A 19,209-nucleotide genomic window follows, 5' to 3' on the forward strand; every position below is an offset into this window, starting at 1 on the left:
AGTCGGCGCGGGCGGTGAAGACGGGGCTGCTCATGAGCGCGCCCGCGGTCCGGGCCCGGGCCTTGCCCCAGGCGCGCTCGTCGTCCCCGTCCTGCCCCTGCGGATCGGGCATGCCGGTCTCGTGCCGCAGCACGTTGGAGGCGGACACGACGCCGACGGGGGCGCCGTCGTCGTCGACGACTGGGGCCGCGGCGATGTCGTTCGCATCCAGCAGGGCGGCGACCTCGTGGAACGGCGTGTCGGGGCGGAAGGTGACGACCTCCTCGGTCATCACGTCACCGACCGTGCGGCGGTGCAGCATGGCATTGGCCTCCTCCGCTGTGCGACGGGGCGGCCGCGGTCGGACCGCCCGGGCGGACGACACGCGGCGCGCCGGCCTCCGCGTCTCTGTCGGCTCGTCCACGCCGTCTCCCCCACCCATGACAGCACCGCGCCGCTCCGGCGACCAGTGATGTCCGGCCTGGGCGGGGAGAGCCGGCGGTCCCACGGAGTGCCGGGGACCGCCGGCGCCGACATACCGCGGCAGGTCCGGAACCTCCACTCCGAGCCACGCAACCCGGGCAGCGCAGCCACGCATGTAAGTGTTTAGCGGTGATCGAGTTCCAGAGCGCCGCCGGGACGGTCCGGACGCGGAGCCCCGGCCCATGCCCGCCGCTAGGCACGCAGCCGGGCCGGAAGCAGGTCAGTGCGAGCCCGGCCGTCACCGGGACGGACCGAGGAGCCGGCGCCGCCCGTCCCGGGCAGCCCGTTCCCCTGGCAGCGCCCGGCGGCCGCCCCAGTCAGACACCGACCGACCCCACGCGGCGGTGGTCGAGGCGCACGGGGCTGCTTCCGCGGTTGTGTTTGCCGCGTCTGGCAGGTGAGACACAGAGTCAACTGCGCTCCAGCTCGGGCTGGTCGTCAGTGGGAAGGGCTAGCGTTCTCTTAAGAAGGTCCGCGACGCCGCGGCCCCAGCGGGATCGGAAGGGGTACCGGCGTCGCTCTCGCCCTCGACCGCCTACTGATGCCACTCGATGGCGCTTGACTCGCTCATTGAGTCATCCGATCTCCTGACGGCGACTCCCCAAAGGGGAGAAAATCGGGCTACGGCCGTCCGGCTGACGTCGCGGAGTCTTGGTACCACCGGAACCCGACATTGAGTAGGACGCCGGGGACCCGTCCTCAGGCACCCGGAAGTGTTGCTTCGAGCATGTGAATCAGATTCTACGGAAGTCCGGCTGAAGTACTAATAACTGTTGTCTCGGGCCGGGCGCAGGACCGGGGCGCGGATCGAGTGGACGGTGGGCGGGTGTCCGCGTCGCTTCGGCACGTGGGTTGCAGCGTGGCGCTGTTTGGGCAGGTCGCAGTGGAGACCTGAACTGACGTAGACCAGTCGTTCCGGACGCTTGATCAGCGCCGTCAGCAGGCAAGGAGCCAGGACGTTGACGGCGAAGTGCTGTTCGAGGCCGAGGCGGCGGATGTGCCGTCCAGGAGTGCCCAGTCGGTACGGACCCGCCGGCCCGGGCGCCCGAGCCGGCGGTCTCCGGCAGGTCAGACCTCGCTGTCGGCGAGTCGGTTCATGATCGCGGCGGTTTTGAGCAGCAACTGCTGTTCGGCCGGATCCAGCAGTGCCTGGATCGCGACGCTGAGCCAGGCCTCACGTGCTGCCGGGATGTTCTGCAGCAGCGACCTGCCCTTGGCCGTAGCGGTGATCAGCGTCTTGCGTGCGTCGCTTGAATCACGCTCCGAGTCGATCAGGTCACCCGCACGCAGTGCGGCGACGGTCTCGGCCATCGACTGCCGGCGCACGTGCTCGGCTTGAGCGAGGGCGCTGGTCGTGGTCGGCCCCTGCTCGATGATCCGCCCGAGCGTTGTGAGCTGTGACCAGGTCCACAGCATCTCGGTCGGGGCGGATTCGGTCCGCAGCCGTGCCCGCAGACGGGTCATCGCCTTCATCAGCTCGGCGGCCGTGTCCACGCCAGATCCTGTTCCGCTGCTCACACCGTCCACACTAGCAAATAAGCAGGCCGCCTGCTATATATTTGACAGGCAGCCTGCGCACTTTCTGACGACTGCTTACCGCGGTCCGTGTGCGGCGCCACGAGCACGCAAAGGACTGACGCCTTGGATGCACCCAGTAACGCCCCCACCGGCGCGGCGCACACGTCCGCGGAGGCGCCACGCCACGGTCCGGCCGCGAGTGGCCGGCCGTTCGGGCCGCGGTTCGTCACGCCGATGTTCATGGGCTCGGCGCTGAATCCGATCAACAGCTCGGTCATCGCCACCGCGCTGGTCTCGATCGCCTCCGCGATGGGCGTCTCGGTCGGGCAGACCTCGATCCTGATATCGAGCCTGTATCTGACAAGTGCGATCGCGCAGCCCACCGCCGGGCGGCTGGCCGAGGAATTCGGCCCGCGCCGGGTGTTCCTGGCCGGCATCCTCATCGTCCTGCTGGGCGGATTCCTCGGTGGAGTCGGACAGGACATGCCGATGCTGGTGGTCGCTCGTGTCCTGATCGGACTCGGAACGTCGGCCGGCTATCCGTCGGCGATGCTGCTGATCCGCCGCCGGGCCACTGATGTCGGATTGAAGACACCGCCCGGCAGTGTCCTCGGCGGCCTCGCCATCGCCGGAGCTGCGACGGTCGCGATAGGCCCCACCATCGGGGGCCTGCTGGTGGGCTGGTCCAGCTGGAGGGCGGCGTTCCTGATCAACATCCCGGTCGCCGGGGCGGCGCTGGTGATGGCCGTGTTCTGGATAGCCAAGGACCGTGATCCGGTCTGCGGGCGCTCCGCCCGCGAGACGATCAGTCGCATCGATCTGGCAGGCGTGGTCTCCTTCGGCGCCACCATGACGGCCCTGCTGGTGTTCCTGCTCTCCCTGCCCAACCCTGACTGGACGGCCCTCGGCTGCGCGGTCGCCATGGCGGTCGTGATGGTGTGGTGGGAGCTACGGGCCCGCAACCCATTTCTCGATGTACGCCTGCTGGTCTCCAACCTCCCACTGACCCGCACTTACCTCCGAAACGCACTCACCCTCCTCGGCACGTATGTGATCCTCTACGGACTCACCCAGTGGATCGAAGCCGCCCGCGGCCTGTCCGCCTACGAAGCGGGCCTGATTCTGATCCCGATGGGCGTCCTGTCCGCCGTTTCCGCCCGTGTGGTCTCGCAACGCCAAGCGATCCGCAAACCGCTGATCGCCGCCGCGCTGTTCATGCTCGCCGGGGCCGTCGCCACCCTGTTCCTGAACAGCCACAGCCCGATCGGCGCCATCATCGCCATCACCGCTCTGTTCGGGCTCGCGTCCGGGTCGAGCAACGTCACCAACCAGACCGCGCTCTACAAGGAAGCTCCGGCCGAGACGGTGGGCACTGCCGCCGGACTGTTGCGCACCTTCGGCTACATCGGCTCGATCGCCGCGTCCACCATCACCGGCCTCGCCTTCCATGCCCATGTCGACGACAACGGGTTGCGGCACGTCTCGCTCGTCATGATCGGCATCGGAATCGTCGTCCTGCTGATGACCGTCCTGGACCGGCAACTGGCCCGCTCGGACAAGACCCACGCCCACTAGGGAGGACGCCAAGTGCCCTCGGAGGCGTACTGCTTGTCGCCGGTGTCCGCTACGGCTCTACGCCCGCACCGTGTCTGACGCCACCCCGGGGAGCAGAGATGCGCAGGCTTCCTGCTGTATATTGTCAGGTAGCCTGCATACTTAGCGGGTGCTCACCTTCCGCATCACCGGGCAGAGCCATGCATGAGGCTCGTGACCGTCGACCACGCCGACAACATGTCGCGTGCGCCTCGCACTGAATCGCAGCTCACGCGACCGAGCACACGACCCGAATACCGAACATCAAGGAACACACCACCATGACCATGACCGTCACCCCGATCGCGCCTGAGCGCACCGCCCTGTTGCTGATGGACTTCCAGCCCGCCATCCTGGCCGGCATCGCCGACACCGAGAAGCTGCTGGAACGTGCCCGGACCGCACTGTCCTGGGCCCGCTCCGAGAACGTCCGGGTCGTCTACGTCCGCGTCGCCTTCGCTTCCGACGACTACTCGGCCGTGCCGACCCATAACAAGGCCTTTACCGCTGTGGTCGAGAACCGTTTCCTCCCCGACGGCAGCCCGGAGTCCGAGATCCACGACTCACTCGACGTGCGGGAGGGCGACATCGTCGTCCGCAAGACGCGGTTCGGCGCTTTCAGCACCACTGACCTCTACGCCAGCCTGCGCGGCGAGGGAATCGACACGCTCGTCGTGGCCGGAATCTCCACGGGGGGTGTCGTCCTCTCGACTCTCCGCGATGCCGCCGACGAGGACTACCGGCTGTACGTCCTCGCCGACGCCACCGCTGACCCCGATCCCGAAGTGCACCGCGTCCTCACCGAGAAGGTGTTCCCGCACCAGGCCGACGTCATCGGCACCGACGACCTGTGGGCGCTCAGCGGCCGTGGGCCGCTCGTCTGACGGGTCCTGTCTGTTTCCTTCGAATCACTCGATCGCCGGGCGGAGAATGTCGGCGACCGACGCGCGGTGGGCACGGGTCGAGCCGTTGCCGCCGAACCGGTCATCTGGTCCACACGATGTTCCGTAAACGCGGCCTGGTACCTCAGCAAGCGCGCCGGGGACGGTCCCCACTTGGGAACCGCCCCTCGAGCGTGTGGATCCTGGCGCCGGCCGGTAGCACTAGTACTCCAGTTGCAGAGGCGGTCCACTCCGGAAGCGGCGATCTCCAAGGCGGCCCCGGTCCGCCGCCGAGACGCAGGCAACCCCCTCTATTTTTTTCCTTGCTTGACAAAGCATCTAGCGGCCTGCGCATACTCGGTCCCGATCGGCCCGGAAATCTTGGAGCAGGCGCGCAGCACCAGCCATCCAGCGTCATGCCCGGCGGTCTCACGCCCGCCGCAAGCCGACCGGGGTGTCGTTGGCACACAGCGTCTCGCGCAACCGGAGGCCCACATGAAACTCGGCATGGCGATCGCGGATTTCACCCAGCCCAGGGGCCCGGCAGGCATCGCGGCTCACGTAGGCCTACTCGCCCGGACCGCGGAGGAGTTCGGCTTCACCCGCATCGCCGTCATGGATCACCTCTTCCAGATCGGGATCGTGGGCGCGTCCGAGCAGGAGATGCTGGAGGCGTACACCACGCTGGGCTTCCTGGCGGCTTCCACCGAGCGCGCGGAGCTTCTCGCCCTGGTGACCTCGGTCGGCTACCGCGAACCCGGATTGCTGGCCAAGATGGTGACCACGCTCGATGTCCTGTCCGAGGGCCGGGCCGCCTTGGGCATCGGCATCGGAGCGGGCTTCAACATCGCCGAAGCGCGCGGACTGGGCCTGCCCTTCCAGCCCGTTGCGGAGCGATTCGAGCGACTTGAGGAGACGCTGCAGATCTGCCTGCAGATGTGGAGCGATGACGAGAAGCCCTTCGCCGGCCGTCACTACCGGCTCGAGCGCACCCTCAACTCGCCGAGAGCGCTACGGCGCCCCCATCCGCCGATTCTGATCGGCGGGTCCGGCGAGCGAAAGACGCTCCGGCTCGTCGCGGAGTACGGAGACGCCTGCAATCTCTTCCACGGACCAGACCTTCAGCACAAGCTCGACGTGCTGCGCAGACACTGCGAGCAGGTCGGGAGGGACTACGACACGATCGAGAAGACCGTTCTGCTCCCGCTCGACCCCGGACCGCGCGGCGAGCACGTCCCGCGTCTGCTCGCAGAGCTGCGGCGCCTGCACCGGATCGGCATCGACCACGTCATCGGACCCGTCCGTGGAGCCGACCAGCAGGCCGCGCTGCAGCTGCTCGGGGAGCGCGTCGTACCGGAAGCGCTGCACATCTGATCAGAGCCTGTCACACACGGCACCACGCACACGCAATTAATTGCTTGCTAAAGCATCTGTATGGGGAGGAACCCGTGAGTACCGGCACCGAATATCCGGGCCACAAGGCCGACGTCATCGTCGTGGGGGGAGGTTCCGCGGGGGCGGTGCTCGCCGCCAGGCTCAGCGAAGACACACAGCGCACGGTCCTGCTGATCGAAGCGGGCCCGGACTACCTCGCCGGGCAGTTCCCCGACGGGCTCCTGTCCCCGCACCTGCTGGCCGACCCGAATCACGACTGGGGCTACACCGCGCGAGCCACCGACCGCGCCCCGAGCATCCCGGCTCCGCGCGGCCGGACCATGGGCGGCAGTTCCTCGGTCAACGCGGGCGTTGCCATCCGCGCGCGGGCCGCGGACTTCGCCGCCTGGGGGGAGCGTTACGGGATCAAGGGCTGGTCCTACGAGGAGGTACTCCCCACCTTCAGGGCCATGGAGAACACGCCGACCGGTGAGGACGCCTACCACGGGCGCACCGGTCCCTTCCCCATCCGGCAGTGGGCCTACGAGGAGCTCACCTCCCCGATGCGGGCCTTCGTCGACGGCTGCGTGGACCGGGGATTCCGGCGGGTCGACGACTTCAACGGCGCCGAGCAGGCAGGCACCGGCGGCTACCCGGTCAACATCGTCGACGGGGTACGCCAGAACACCGCCCTGGCCTACCTCACGCCTCAGATACGGCGCCGGCCCAACCTGACGGTGCTCAGCGGCATCACCATCGACACTGTGCTCATCGAGAACGGGACGGCGCGCGGCGTGGTGGGTGCCTCAGGCACGGTTTACCGGGCCGCCGAGGTGGTGCTCGCCGCGGGCAGTTACGGCAGCCCGGCCATCCTGCTGCGTTCCGGCGTCGGCCCGGCCGAGGATCTGCGGGCACTGAGCATCGATGTGGTCGCCGATCTCCCGGTCGGCCGGAGACTGCAGGATCATCCGTTCTTCCACTCGCTGTTCGCCCTCGCCCCGGAACACCAGACCATGACGCCCGCCTTCGGGGCGCATCTGTGGTGCGCCTCGAACGAGGCTCAGGCCGGCGAACTGGACCTCAGCATCGTCGGCACCCACCTGCCGGACGCTCCCTTCAGCCCCACAGGCGCTGCGATCCTCCTGGCCACGGCCGTCACACGGCCGGAGTCACGTGGCTCCCTCACACTGGCCAGCCGCGATCCCCACGACGCCCCGGTCATCGACGACAACTTCCTGGCGACGGCCAAAGACCGCCGTCGCATGCTGGAGGGCGTGAAGCTTGTACGCAGCCTCACGCGCACAGAGGCCTTGGTTCGCGTGGCGGCCGGCGAACTTGTTCCCGGCGACGCCGTACGGAGCGACGAGGAACTGGCGGAGACCATCGCCACCAGAATCGCCACCTACGGCCACCCGACCTCGACCGTGCCCATGGGAGGGCCCGAGGACGAATGGGCCGTCGTCGACGAGCTGGGTGCCGTCAAGGGGTTCGCAGGGCTGCGTGTCGTGGACGCCTCCATCATGCCCGAAGCCCCGTCCACCCCGACCAACGCGACCACCATCATGATCGCGGAACACATCGCCCGCCATGTGTACAAGGGCTGACGGCTCACCCCTTCCCGGCCGACCGGATCAGGCGATCGCCGATCCGGTCGGCCGGGCCGATGCGAAGGAAATGCCATGACGTCCCACTCGTCGCTCCCGGCCCACGAAGCCGCCGACCGGCTGGCCATCCGTGAGCTGATCGACACCTACGCCCACTGCGCGGACCGGCGAGACGCCAACGGCCAGATGGCGCTCTTCACCTCGGACACCCGCTTCCTGGTCTTCATGGACGCAACCGCAGCGGAACCGACTCAGGAGCTGCACGGCCGCGGCTCGCTGGCACCGGTCTTCGACAATCTCCGCACTTACCACGCCACCACGCACTTCAACGGGCAGAGCACGGTGTCCCTGGACGGAGACCGGGCAACGGGCGAGAGTTACTGCCTGGCCCATCACCTCTCGGTCGGTGAGGACGGGCAGCGGACGCTGATGATCGCTTCGATCCGTTATCTCGACCAGTTCGTCAAGCAGGACGGCGCTTGGTTCTTCGCCGAGCGCAAGCTGATGGTCGACTGGACCGAGACGCGGCCGTCCGCGGCCTGACCGCCATGACAAAGGTTCCGGCCGCACAGATTGCGGCCGGAACCTTCAGGCTTGAAGAAACGGTGCCGACGCGACGGCCCGACTCTCAGCCAAGCTTTTCGACCACCGCTTCGAACTGCCTCACCAGCGCGGACAGCGACCGGCCGTCGAGTTGGTCGACGACCCGCTTGCGGGCGCTCGCCAGGTGTACCGGGTATGCGGCCTCAAGTCGTTTCAGCCCCTCTGGGGTCAGGGAGGCGACGTTGCCCCGGCCGTCTCCTTCGTAGCGCCGCTTGACGACCTGCCCCCTGCTCTGAAGCGCCTCCACCACACGCGAGATGCGGCTTGCCGACAGGGCCGTCGCCGCGGCGAGATCCGTCATCCGGAGTTCCTGGTTCTCGGCCTCGGACAGGCTCATCAAGACGACGTACTCGGTGAGCGTCAGCCCTGTGGTGCGCAGCAGATCGTCATCCAGTGAGCGCGGAAGCGCCACGATGACACGCATCAAGGCGCGCCAGAATCGCTCTTCCTGAGCGGTCAGCGGGTTATCAGCGGTCATTCGGTAACGTTAACGTGCTCAAGCAAAGAACCTCAAGCTTGAGTAAGCGCATGAGGCGACACACATGGGAGTCACCCCACGCAGGAATCCCCGTGAACGGACGACCGGCCGGCCGCATGTCGCACCGGTCGGCCGGTCGCCGGGTGCGCCCGCCGCATCGTGCACGTGGGTCACCCGACCGTCACGGACGCGGCCGAAGGCCAGGCTGCGCCGGCAGAGCGCCGCCGCATCTCACCGGACGCGATCTCACCAGATGCGCTGGTCTTCCTGGAGTCTGACGGCGACGAATTTCGTCTGCGTGTAATGGTGCAGCGCTTCGATGCCCTTTTCCCGACCGTAGCCGCTGTTCTTGTAGCCGCCGAACGGTCCCTCGACCATCATGCCGGGCGGATAAGCGTTGACGTAAACCTGACCGGCCTCCAGCCTGGAAGCCACGCGGTGGGCACGGGTCACGTCGGCCGTCCAGACGGCAGCGACCAGGCCGTAGTCGGAGTCGTTGGCGATCGCCACCGCTTCGTCCTCGTCCGTGAAGCGCAGGACGGCGAGCACCGGTCCGAAGATCTCTTCGCGGGCGATACGCATGTCCGCAGTCACGTCCGTGTAGATGGTCGGCTCGATGATCCAGCCGGTGCCGGTCGGCCGACCGCCGGACACCAAGGTGGCGCCGTCCTGTTCGGCTATCTTGAAGTACTCGTTGACCTTGTCGTACTGAGCGCGGGTGATCTGCGGCCCGTAGGTCTCCCCCGGTACCACCTGCGTCAGCACGGCGCCCAGGGCCTTCACGAACTCGTCGTGGATGGTCGCGTCGACCAGCAGCCGGGTCCCCGCCATGCAGGACTGGCCCGCGTTGGGCAGGAACGCCTCGACGGCTGCGCGGGCGGCGGCGGCGAGATCGGCGTCCGCGAAGACGATGTTGGGGGACTTTCCGCCCAGCTCCAGGGTGAGGGGGATGATGCGGTCGGCGGCGACCCGGCCGATCTCGCGCCCGGCTCGAGCCGAACCGGTGAACGCCACCTTCCGCACCTTGGGATGCCGCACGATCGCCCCGCCGACGGTGTCGCCGGTACCGGTGACGACATTCAGCACGCCGTCGGGCAGGCCGCACTCGGTGGCGATACGTGCCAGTTCGAGTGTGGTCGCCGAGGTGAATTCGGAAGGCTTGGCCACCACGGCGTTGCCGGCGGCGAGCGCGGGGGCGATGGAGCGGGCCGCCTGGTTGAGCGGCGCGTTCCACGGGGTGATCACGCCGACGACACCCAGCGGCTCGCGCCGGGTGTAGGCGTGGAAGCCGGGGCCGAGGTTCACCACCTCACCCCCGGGCAGATTGACCAAGCCTGCGTAGAACTCGAAGTAGGCAGCAGCACCCTCCACCTCCAGGGGCGACTGCCAGGTGGGTTTGCCGGTTTCCGCCGACTCCAACTCGGCCAGGGCGGACGCCTCCACGCGCAGGCGCGCTGCGATGGCCGTCAGCACGCGGCCACGCTCGACAGGCAGGCGGTTCCACCATCCGTCGACCGCCCCCGCCGCCGCCTCGGCGGCGCGGTCCACATCGGTGGTGTCACCGAGGGCGATCTCGTGCACGGCCTCCTCGCTCGCGGGCAACGAGGACGTCAGCCATCTGCCCGATGCCGGTTCGACTTCCACGCCCGCGATCCAGTGCCCGTAGCGCCTCATCAACACCACATCTCTCTCGTGAATGAACTTTCATTCACTCCACCGTATCGCGTCTGCTTGACAAGATCGAGGCCCCTGAACGAAGTTTTAGTCGTGCCGATGCCCCCCTCTGTCACGAGTGACGAGAACCCGCTGCGCCGGAAAGTGCTCGACGCTGCACTGGAACTGTTCGAAGAGCGCACCTGGGACGGCACCAATGTCCCGGAGATCGCGGCCCGAGCCGGCGTCGCGGTGGGCACGATCTACCGCTACTTCCCCAACAAGCAGGCCCTGGGAGAAGCAGTCTTCACCGAGGCGAAGACGGCCTTCGCCAACGCCGTGATCACGGACGAAGTACGCAAGGCCGATCCCGTGACCGCCATCAAGATGATCTGGCAGCACCAGATCGCGTTCGCCACCGCCTACCCTCAAGCGTTCTCGTTCCTCGAACACCAGGTGCACGGGTCCTATCTGCGACCGCAAGCACTGGAGGTCGTCCATCGGCTCAACACCGAGCTGGTGGAGATCCTCCAGGCAGCGCAGGCGATCGGTGCGGTTCGGCCCGGCGACCCGCAGCTCCTTCTCTCCATGGTGTTCGGTGCGTTCGTCGGCGTCACGAAGTACTCGCGGGCCTCGGGCATCCCCTTGAGCGCATACGACTGGGGCAGCATCGGGCAGGCCGTGATGAGCCTGCTCGGCCTGAAGGACCATGAGCCCGGGGAGTTCACCGACCCTTGAGAGGCCGAAGCGTGTGGCGCCGCCCGCGGGTGGGAGTCATCCTCGGCGCCCGTCGTGGAGGCCCCGGGGCGGCCGCCGTACGACGCAGAGCAGATCGGCGACCGACTGGAACTGCGCGGCGAGTCGCTCGATCGCCGCAGGGTCGAGCTGATCCATGACGCGCCTGCGTGCGCTCGCCAGGTGAGCCGGATAGGCAGCGCGCAGCCGCTGCCGGCCGGCTTCCGTGATCATGGCCACGTGCCCCCGGGCATCCGTGGGGTGACGTCGCTTGACCACCAGACCACGGGTTCCCAAGGCCTCCACCACCCGCGTGATGCGGCTCGCGGACAAAGCCGTCGCCGAGGCCAGGTCGGCCATCCGCATCTGGTGGCACTCCGCCTCGGAGAGGTGCATCAAGACGATGTAGTGGGTGAGGGACAGGCCCGTGGGGCGCATCAGGTCCTCGTCGAGCGCCCGCGGAAGAGCCACGAGCAACTTCTGGAGCGAGCGCCAGAGGCGTTCCTCCTCCCCTCCCAGCGGCCGCGGAGCGGGCGGTCTTTCAGGGTTCTGCGTCGGGGTCGGCACGTGACGATCCCTCCCAACTTCCATGCTTCATAAAGCAAATATAGGCAGCGGCGGCATCGCTTCCCAGCCTGGATCGGGCGACGGCGAAAGTTGCCGATACTTGCTTGGCAAAGCATCACCATGACACAGTTTGCCTACGCAAGCAATCAATTATGGGTGGGGCGCCCAGTGCGACGACCCTGCGGGAGGCCAGAAGGGCATGAGTGTTCAATTGCCCCCCGCCGGAACCTACGAAGTCGATCCGGCGCGATCGTCCATCACCTTCACCACCCGGCACATGTTCGGTCTAGGCAGGGTGAACGGATCGCTTCAGCTTTCGGCCTCGGCGACCGTCGACCGATGTCGAACCCACGGCCACGGCGCTGCGCGCGGTGGAACTCGCCGGTGATCTCAACGGCGCCGCCGTAGCCGTCTACGGCGGAGGGCCCATCGGGCAGTTGGCTAATCGCATCGCCGCTCACCGGAACGTGGCCCGTATCGTCCTGGTCGAGCCGGCACCGGAACGCCGCCGCTTCGGCCCCGACTCACACGCCGAGCTGACCCTGAGTCCCGCCGAAGTCATGGCCCGGCTGGGCGAGTCGGCGGTGGACGTGGTGATCGAGTGCTCGGGAAATGGGGCGGCACGAGTGCAGGGCCTCCAGCTCCTGATCCCCGGTGGTGTGCTGGTCAACGTGGGGTCGGGGCCCGGCGGCGGCTTCGACCCCGACACCGTTCTCCTCAAGGAGATCACCATCCGTGGGTCCTTCGTCTACGGCCCTGAGTTCGATGGTGCGATCGAATTGCTCGCCCGCGGGTGGACAATCTCACCACGCACATCAGCCCCGTCGACAAGGCGCTGGAGGCATTCGAATCGCTCCGCTCCGCGGAGGTCATGAAAGTGCTCATCGCTCCCAACGGGTGACTTCCCCGTCGTCGCGCTCTCACGCGGTGCAGCCGGCCCCGCCGCATTCGGCCGGGCCGGCTGCCTTTTCGTACCCCAACTGCGCCGAGGGCTGCCCGCATCCGGCCGCCAGGAGTAGGACGGGGTGAGTGGCGGCCGAGGTGGGCTCCGTGTGCGCGCCGCGGTACGGCGACACCCCGGCCGCCCCGCGGGTCGGCGGGGCTGGACTCGGTTCAGCGGTCGAGGTGGGCCAGCAGCAGGTTGGGGTCCACGCCGGTGAAGTAGGCGGCGCTCGGCACGTACACGGCCGAGCCTTGTACGGCGACCGAGGTCGGGGTCGACAGGCCGTCCGCCGCGGTGAGGACGGTGCGCTGGGCGCCGCCAGGCGTGACCAGGTCAACCTGGTCGAGGGCGTTCTGGGCCGCCAGCACAGTGTTGCCGGAGCCGGTGAAGGCGAAGTCGTCGATGGCGGGCACCTGGGCCACGGTGGCGATCGGTCCTGCGGTGCCGTCGGGCCGGACCGGGATGCGCAGTAGCGTCCCCTGGTCGGTGTTGCTCACCCATACCGAGCCGTTGTGGACCTTGATGCCGTTCGCGCCGAAGCCGGCCGCACCAGGGAGCAGTTTGTCGCCGGTCGCCCAGATTTCGGCCTTCCCCGTGCGCGGCCACGCGCGCCACACCGTGCCGGCAGCGGGGTCGGTGGCGAACAGAGCGCCGCTGCGGGGGTCGAGGGCGAGGCCGTTGAGGAACTTCGCGTCGGGCAGGGCCACCGCCTGTGTGAGGGTGCCGTCCCGGCCGAGCCGCCAGATGCCGGACTCGGCGCCGGCGATGTAGTCCACGTACAGGGTGCCGTCGGGAACTTGGACGATGCCGGAGACAACGGCTGTGCCGGAGGTCGCGGGGGGCAGGGTGGCGAGGATCGTGACCTTGCCCTGCGGGGTGACTCTGGCCACCTGCCGAGCGAAGGCGAATGTCACATCCGCCGAGCCGTCGGGCTCAAGCGTGATGTTCTCGGGCTGCTGCTGCGCCGCGATGTCGAAGTGCGCGACGACGCGCGACGCGGCCTCCCGTGAGGGCGAGGCGAAGGCCGGGGCGCTCTGCGCGGCGCCGAGGCCGGCCAGCACGAGCGCGCCGAGGAGCGCGAGGCGGGAGTGTCGGGACATGGGTACGTCTCCAGGGGATTGAGGGAACCGGCCCGGCACGATTGGCCGGGGGCCGGCCATGGATGCTTGCCGTGTTGCGCCGATGGGCGCCGCCGGCACCAGCGTTGGGTCCGGGCGCGGACCTTCGCGGCCGGGAGGGCCCCGCTCCGAGGTTGCCTGACGGGCTTTCACCAGTGGTGGTGGGAGACCGGGTTGTCCGGTCACACACCACCGCTCATCAAGGCATCAGGAACACTGTGCGGTCGCCCGCCTCGGCGTCCCTTGCACGGGACGCTCAGTGTGCGCTCAGCCCTGCTGCTCGCCGGGCAGGGAGAAGGCGTAGAGCTTGTTGTTGCCGCCGTTGTAGCCGAAGCCGAACGCCTCGGTGCGGGAGTAGCCGCTGCCCCAGTAGACCGAGCCGTCCACGATTGCCGCTCCCGACCACACGGACCCGCCGCTGGGGAAGGCCCACTTGATCTCGCCGGTCTCGGCGTCGAGCGCGTACATGTTGTTGCCGGTCGGCGCGGCCGAGTCCGCGTACATCACGCCGTTGGCGCTGGAGACGAAACCGTCGTCGACGTACTGGCTCTGCGGGTCGGCGGTCTGCCAGTCGATCCTGCCGGTGGCGGCGTCGAGCGCCACCCACAGACCGCCCGTGGTATCGACTTCGTTCCGTCGTGGGCGGTGACGGTGTACTCCTGGTGACCGCCGTTGACGATGCTCGCGAAGATGTGCTTGCCGTCCGTGGCCGTGCCCCACTCGATTCCCCCGAAGGGTCCGCCCGGTCCGGCCTGGGTCTGCCACACCACCTTGCCAGTGGCCGGGTCGAGCGCGTAATAGATGCCGCTCTTCTGGCCTATGCCCAGCAGGTCCCTCGGCTTGCCGTTGATCTCGGTGGTGTACAGGTTCGGGGAGGCACCGAAGTCGTAGTCGGGCGCGTCGTTCGGGAAGGGAAGGGTCCACGCGTCCGCGGTCAGCGTGTGCCGGCTCCACTCGATGGCACCCGTCTTGAGGTTCAGCGCCAGGACGGCGTCGATGTGGTTGTCCGGGGACGGTGGGGTGCACGTCGTGTCGGTCGGGTTCAGGCAGACGCCGGGCGGGGTGGAGTAGTTGTTGCCCGTGCCGACGTACAGCGTGCCCCTCTTGTGGTCCACGACCGGCTGGCTGCCCCACACGGCGCCCCCGGTGTAGCCCTCCGGGACGGTGTAGGTCTTCCACAGGATCCTGCCGGTACGGGCGTCGAGCGCCATCACCGAACCCCGGAAGGACAGAGGCGGGTTGAGCCCCTCCTCCTTCGAGGACGTGCCGACGTAGACCACGCCGTTGTCCACCGTCAGAGAGCCGGTGATGATGGCGGCGGGGTGACTCTCCACCTGGGTATGCCACAGCTCCGCCCCCGTACGGGCGTTGATGCCCACCACGTAGGCACCCTTCAGGTTGGGGCTGGTCTGCAGGCCGGTGCCGATCACCAGTTCGCCGCGCCAGTAGGCGGGGCTGGTCCGCGACGCGTCCTGGGCGATACCGGTGTAGTCGCTGACCGAACGCGACCAGACCTCCTTGCCGGTCTTGGCGTCGACCGCCCATAGCTTGCCGCCCCAGTCCGGCGCGTAGACCGTCCCGTTGACGACGGTCGGGGTGGCCGACACGTCACCGGCGGTGGTGAAGACCCACTTCGGTTTCAGCTTGCCGACGTTGCCGGCGTTGATGATGTGCTCGGTTGCCGCGTTGTGGGTGTTGTGGTTGTTCTGGCCGGCGCTGACCCAGTCCGACTGGACCGGAACACCGGGCCGTTCGGTCGCATGTCCAGGGGCCGCGGCAATGGTCCCGGCGAGGGCCACAGCCAAGGCAGCACCCCACAGCTTCGACCATCGCGCATATCTCTTGACGAGGTTGGTTGTCACTGTTCATCTCCTCATTAGGCCCGGCGCCGGAACGCGCGCACGGCGGATTCCGGACAGTCGCGCGGGTGCGTCGGCTCTCTGCCGGTGCTGGGAACTTGCGTGGGACCGCGGCCGAGCCGCGTGCCCCGAAACGACGCCCCGGGTGGTTCGCGTCGTGCCCGTCGCCCTTCGCCCGGGGCCGGGTGCTCAGAACGGAAGGGTCCGCCGGTGGCGTCGCTCCAGATGACGTCGGTGAGGTCGGCGAGGCGGTTCGGTCCCGCTCGGCCCGACCGCTGTCCCGCATACCGCCCATGGGCGCGTGTATTTCGTCGTTGCCGGTGGGCGGGAAGTCCTCGAACACCGCCTCGCCTTCGGCCTCCCGCCACTGCCCTCCGGCGTTGTGCGTCCGCACGGGTATATCGGGCATAACAACTAACCTCACCCAGGAATTTACTTGCCTCCGGCTCCAACATTTGCTTGCTTCAGCAAGAAGATTGGGTGACGCCTTGCCACCTTGTCAAGCGCACACCGGCTGCGACGCAAACCGAACCGGTCAGATGGATCAGTTGCCTCCCTCATGTGGAAACAGGCAAGGGCGCAGCGCGCCCCAGGAAGGAGCGCGCCGGTTCGCTCGCTGCTGGATGCCCACGCGCCGTTCGGGAATCTTCTGCACACTGTCCAGACCGCCGAGTCGGTCGCCGTGCAGCACTTTGGCAGCCGCTGTTCGACTGGGACGACTGACACGAGCAGGGCCAAGACGGGTTCCGGACGGCGCCACCTCGGCGACATCGCTCACGATCCCAAGTGGTGGGACTCCCCCTACCTAGCCGAGAGGTGGCCCCGGCGGCTCGACCGCACGGGCCCCTCCCCTCCTCACGGCGACTGTCGCGTCCCCGCGGGCTTCCCGGAGTCGGTGGCGGCACGGACCTCATCACTGGTGAGGTGGTCATCCGTATGTTCCATCGCCCGGATCGTGCTCGGCTGCCCGGCGAGGAATCCGGTGCGGACGAGATCGTCTCCCGTCACCGCGTGCAGCATCCAGTTCGTGGCAACGCGAGTCCTGGCCACGAACGTGGGCAGCGCCAGCAGGTGGTAGCCGCGCGTCACCAGCTGTGCCGGAAGGCCGCTGAGCGGGATGCCCAGCGGCCGGGCAACGGAACCCAGACCGCCCAGGTCCACGACCAGGCCGAGATCACGGTGCCGGTACCGGCTCAGACTCCGTCCACGCAACCGCGCGACGACGTCGCCCCCGGCCGTCCTGCCCTGACGCAGGGCGTGCTGCGCGGAGAGTGGGCAGATCGCATCCCCACCGACGCCCAGGTCCGGTACCGCGGCGGCGTCGCCGACGGCGAACACCTCGTCGTGGCCCGGCACGGTCAATTGCCGCCTTACGCACCCGACCTCAATCCCGTTGAAGGCATCTGGTCGCTGCTGCGGAGCGGTTGGATGTCCTACACCGCCTTCACCACTCGCGAGCATCTGATCCAGACCACCCGGCACGGCCTGAGAACGATCCAATACCGCGGCCACCTCGTCGGCGGATGTTTCGCCTCGAACTCGCCCTCAGCCAGACGACATCAGGAGTTCAAGGTCAGTTAATTGGCCGTCCGTGGCTGCGTGGCTTGGCGGCCGGGCGCCTCACGACCACCCGGCCGCCAGATCCGGAAGTGCGACCAACCCACAAGAGATACTTTTTTTGGCAAGCAAATTGAAGTACGGTGCCCTGCACGAGCTCGCGGATCGCCATCCATGATCAGAGCTCCTGAGCTTGAAAGGACCATTAGAAGTGACCAGTGAGCCGACCCGCGATGCCGTTGCAGACCACCTGCTGACCCCGCAGAACGCGGCACTGATTGTCATTGACTACCAGCCCACCCAGGTGCAGTCAGTCAACTCGATGGACCAAGATCTCCTCATCCGCAACATCGTGTCGGTCGCGCGGACGGCCAAGGCTTACGGCCTGCCGATCGTGCTGTCGACTGTCAACGTCGCCAACGGGCAGGGCCCGACGATTCCCGAACTCAAGGAAGTGCTCTCGGACGTCGTCGAGATCGACCGGACGCAGATGAACTCCTGGGAAGACGGCGAGTTTCGTCGGACGGTTGAGGCGACTGGCCGGAAAAAGTTGATCATGACGGCGCTGTGGACCGAAATATGCTTGGCGTTCCCGTCGCTCGATGTGTTGCGTGAAGGCTACGAGGTCTACCCGGTGGTCGATGCGGTCGGAGGCACGTCGGTTGAGGCGCACCGCGCCGGACTCGAACGGATCGTGCAGGCCGGCGCGCGTCCGATCAGCTGGGTGTCTCTTGCAGGCGAGTTGCAGCGCGATTGGGCACGAGCCGCCACGTCTCCCGACCTTGTGGACATCGTCCTGACCTCGCGTCTGCTCAAGGGCGAGTAACACTCGTCGGCGTCACCGGATCCGGTGCGGGATCGCGGCTCGAACGACGCTGGAGTTGGAGAGGTCCCGGCTGTGTGTGCCTACGCAAGCAATTGTCCGGTATCGTCAGCTGGCGAATCGAGCCATTACCGGCCCGAACTCCCGCCGGGCGGTGACGACAGAAGGAGGCCCGGTGCTCGGTGCCCTCGGGATCAGCGAGTTCGATGAGCGGGTCTACCGCGCGCATCTGGCCAAGCCGGACCGGACAGCGCGGGAGATCGCCGAAGACCTGGGCGCCACGCCCAGCCGGATACAGCACGCGGTGGCCCGGTTGGTGGAACTGGGCGTGCTGCGAAGAGAACGGCACGGCCAGTACCGGCCGGTCAGCCCGCGGACCGCGTTGAGCGCACTGCTCGCCAAGCGCCGAGCCGATTCCGAGGCGGCGTTCGCCGCGGTGTGGGACGCGGTCGATGACCTGGCAAGTGAGTACCGCGCCAGCCGACTGCAGGGGGATCCGACCGAGCTGGTGGAGGTGATCACTGGTGAGGCGGCGGTCACCCTGCGGGTGTCCGAGCTGACCCAATCGATCCGCACCCACTTCTGGGTGCTGGACCGGCCCCCGTACCTGGGCCCGTACAGCAGCGAGTTGGAGGAGACCTTGACGATGGACCTGCTGGACCGCGGCGTCGACATACGGTCCGTCTACACCCCCGAGGCGCTGGAGCAACCTGGCCGATTCGAGCTGATCACCCGCCTCGCCCAGCTCGGCGAGCAGGCCCGGTTCCTGCCGACCCTGCCGTTCAGGTTGCGGATCATGGACCGTCGTGTCGCACTGGTCGCACTGATCGGAGGACGGTACGACAGAATCGCCGTCGTCCATCAATCGGGTCTGCTCGACGCACTCCTCGAGCTGTTCGACGTCTACTGGCAGCGGGCACAACCCATCGTCTCGACGACCCCGGAGACCCCGGACCAGCCGAGCACGGAAGATCTCCCGCTCCTGAGAATGTTGCAAGCAGGCTATAAAGACCAGGCGATCGCCCGGCAGCTGGGCACGAGCGCGCGCACCGTGACCCGCCGGATCGCCAGGATCGCGTCCCGCCTCGGCCTCGATACCCGCTTCCAGGTGGGCGCCGAAGCCGCCAAGCGAGGCTGGATCTGAGCCCGGCGAACGACCACGTGCTACCGTCCGTGGCGATGCGCGTCGAGTGGGCGCCGCGTACGCCGCCCCAGCGCGGCACGACCGCGCACGGCCTGATCTTTCTGGTCCAGGGACTCTGGGACTCTGAACCGCCCCGGGTAGGTCGGAGACTCTAGATCGTGATTGTGACCTGGGGTTTCTTGGTTGTCAGGTAGTGGGTGATCTTGGTGGCTAATTCGTAATTGTCATGCTGTGAGGGCGAGTTCGAGGCGGGCGAGGTGACTGCTGCTGGCGCGGTCGAGGGGGTGTCCGTTCCCC

At 67.9% G+C, this 19,209-nt stretch carries 18 protein-coding genes and 1 pseudogene; 10 read left to right on the forward strand and 9 right to left on the reverse strand.

Features of this window, described 5'->3' with window-relative positions; genetic code table 11:
• On the reverse strand, nt 1-301 hold a 301-nt coding region (locus EFK10_RS21580; protein WP_127357304.1), incomplete at its 3' end, for a CBS domain-containing protein.
• Nucleotides 302-1,530: 1,229 nt separating this feature from the next.
• On the reverse strand, nt 1,531-1,956 hold the full coding sequence (locus tag EFK10_RS21590) for a MarR family winged helix-turn-helix transcriptional regulator (protein ID WP_127357305.1): 426 nt from the start codon (nt 1,954-1,956) through the stop codon (nt 1,531-1,533).
• Nucleotides 1,957-2,103: 147 nt separating this feature from the next.
• On the opposite strand from EFK10_RS21590, the gene EFK10_RS21595 reads away from it, so the two are divergent.
• The 5 genes from EFK10_RS21595 to EFK10_RS21615 all read left to right on the forward strand — a co-directional run bounded on the left by EFK10_RS21595 (nt 2,104) and on the right by EFK10_RS21615 (nt 7,975).
• Complete coding sequence (locus EFK10_RS21595) at nt 2,104-3,555, forward strand: MFS transporter (RefSeq protein ID WP_240677379.1); 1,452 nt, start codon at nt 2,104-2,106, stop codon at nt 3,553-3,555.
• 299 nt (nt 3,556-3,854) lie between these two features.
• The gene (locus EFK10_RS21600; RefSeq protein WP_127357306.1) at nt 3,855-4,457 is read left to right on the forward strand and encodes a cysteine hydrolase family protein; all 603 of its coding nucleotides are present in this window, start codon (nt 3,855-3,857) and stop codon (nt 4,455-4,457) included.
• A gap of 492 nt (nt 4,458-4,949) precedes the next feature.
• Nucleotides 4,950-5,828 (forward strand): LLM class F420-dependent oxidoreductase, encoded by an 879-nt coding sequence (locus EFK10_RS21605; RefSeq protein WP_127357307.1) that lies wholly within the window; start codon nt 4,950-4,952, stop codon nt 5,826-5,828.
• A gap of 74 nt (nt 5,829-5,902) precedes the next feature.
• A complete protein-coding gene (locus EFK10_RS21610; RefSeq protein ID WP_127357308.1) occupies nt 5,903-7,432 on the forward strand; it encodes a GMC family oxidoreductase in 1,530 nt (509 codons plus the stop codon).
• Nucleotides 7,433-7,507: 75 nt separating this feature from the next.
• On the forward strand, nt 7,508-7,975 hold the full coding sequence (locus tag EFK10_RS21615) for a nuclear transport factor 2 family protein (protein ID WP_127357309.1): 468 nt from the start codon (nt 7,508-7,510) through the stop codon (nt 7,973-7,975).
• Nucleotides 7,976-8,060: 85 nt separating this feature from the next.
• Here the strand turns inward: EFK10_RS21615 and EFK10_RS21620 are convergent, their stop codons facing one another.
• Together EFK10_RS21620 and EFK10_RS21625 are read right to left on the reverse strand one after the other, a co-directional pair.
• Nucleotides 8,061-8,513: a MarR family winged helix-turn-helix transcriptional regulator gene (locus EFK10_RS21620; RefSeq protein ID WP_127357310.1), complete on the reverse strand. Its 453-nt coding sequence runs from the start codon at nt 8,511-8,513 to the stop codon at nt 8,061-8,063.
• A gap of 246 nt (nt 8,514-8,759) precedes the next feature.
• The gene (locus EFK10_RS21625) at nt 8,760-10,187 is read right to left on the reverse strand and encodes an aldehyde dehydrogenase family protein (protein WP_127357311.1); all 1,428 of its coding nucleotides are present in this window, start codon (nt 10,185-10,187) and stop codon (nt 8,760-8,762) included.
• A gap of 99 nt (nt 10,188-10,286) precedes the next feature.
• On the opposite strand from EFK10_RS21625, the gene EFK10_RS21630 reads away from it, so the two are divergent.
• Nucleotides 10,287-10,904, forward strand: coding sequence for a TetR/AcrR family transcriptional regulator (locus EFK10_RS21630; protein WP_127357312.1), 618 nt, complete (start codon nt 10,287-10,289; stop codon nt 10,902-10,904).
• Between the two features lie 36 nt (nt 10,905-10,940).
• Here the strand turns inward: EFK10_RS21630 and EFK10_RS21635 are convergent, their stop codons facing one another.
• Nucleotides 10,941-11,372, reverse strand: a complete 432-nt coding sequence (locus EFK10_RS21635; protein ID WP_240677380.1) for a MarR family winged helix-turn-helix transcriptional regulator — start codon at nt 11,370-11,372, stop codon at nt 10,941-10,943.
• Between the two features lie 467 nt (nt 11,373-11,839).
• On the opposite strand from EFK10_RS21635, the gene EFK10_RS21640 reads away from it, so the two are divergent.
• A complete protein-coding gene (locus EFK10_RS21640) occupies nt 11,840-12,343 on the forward strand; it encodes a zinc-binding dehydrogenase (RefSeq protein WP_164836101.1) in 504 nt (167 codons plus the stop codon).
• Nucleotides 12,344-12,581: 238 nt separating this feature from the next.
• Here EFK10_RS21640 and EFK10_RS21645 read toward each other — a convergent pair whose 3' ends face one another.
• From EFK10_RS21645 to EFK10_RS21655, 4 genes are all read right to left on the reverse strand, one after another.
• Nucleotides 12,582-13,511: a DUF6923 family protein gene (locus EFK10_RS21645; RefSeq protein WP_127357315.1), complete on the reverse strand. Its 930-nt coding sequence runs from the start codon at nt 13,509-13,511 to the stop codon at nt 12,582-12,584.
• Nucleotides 13,512-13,796: 285 nt separating this feature from the next.
• A complete protein-coding gene (locus EFK10_RS48795; RefSeq protein WP_206305533.1) occupies nt 13,797-14,132 on the reverse strand; it encodes a PQQ-binding-like beta-propeller repeat protein in 336 nt (111 codons plus the stop codon).
• The gene (locus EFK10_RS21650) at nt 14,033-15,391 is read right to left on the reverse strand and encodes an outer membrane protein assembly factor BamB family protein (RefSeq protein ID WP_206305534.1); all 1,359 of its coding nucleotides are present in this window, start codon (nt 15,389-15,391) and stop codon (nt 14,033-14,035) included. Before EFK10_RS21650 ends, EFK10_RS48795 begins: the two co-directional genes overlap by 100 nt.
• A gap of 852 nt (nt 15,392-16,243) precedes the next feature.
• Complete coding sequence (locus EFK10_RS21655; RefSeq protein WP_206305535.1) at nt 16,244-16,750, reverse strand: NAD(P)/FAD-dependent oxidoreductase; 507 nt, start codon at nt 16,748-16,750, stop codon at nt 16,244-16,246.
• On the opposite strand from EFK10_RS21655, the pseudogene EFK10_RS21660 reads away from it, so the two are divergent.
• The 3 genes and pseudogenes from EFK10_RS21660 to EFK10_RS21670 form a co-directional block, all read left to right on the forward strand.
• Nucleotides 16,751-16,969, forward strand: a pseudogene (locus EFK10_RS21660) (IS630 family transposase); the annotation flags it as partial.
• 187 nt (nt 16,970-17,156) lie between these two features.
• Complete coding sequence (locus EFK10_RS21665; protein WP_127357317.1) at nt 17,157-17,771, forward strand: hydrolase; 615 nt, start codon at nt 17,157-17,159, stop codon at nt 17,769-17,771.
• Between the two features lie 172 nt (nt 17,772-17,943).
• Nucleotides 17,944-18,912, forward strand: coding sequence for a helix-turn-helix domain-containing protein (locus EFK10_RS21670; protein WP_127357318.1), 969 nt, complete (start codon nt 17,944-17,946; stop codon nt 18,910-18,912).
• Nucleotides 18,913-19,209 lie beyond the last annotated feature (297 nt).

Source organism: Streptomyces soli (assembly GCF_003999195.1).
Taxonomy (GTDB): domain Bacteria; phylum Actinomycetota; class Actinomycetes; order Streptomycetales; family Streptomycetaceae; genus Actinacidiphila; species Actinacidiphila soli.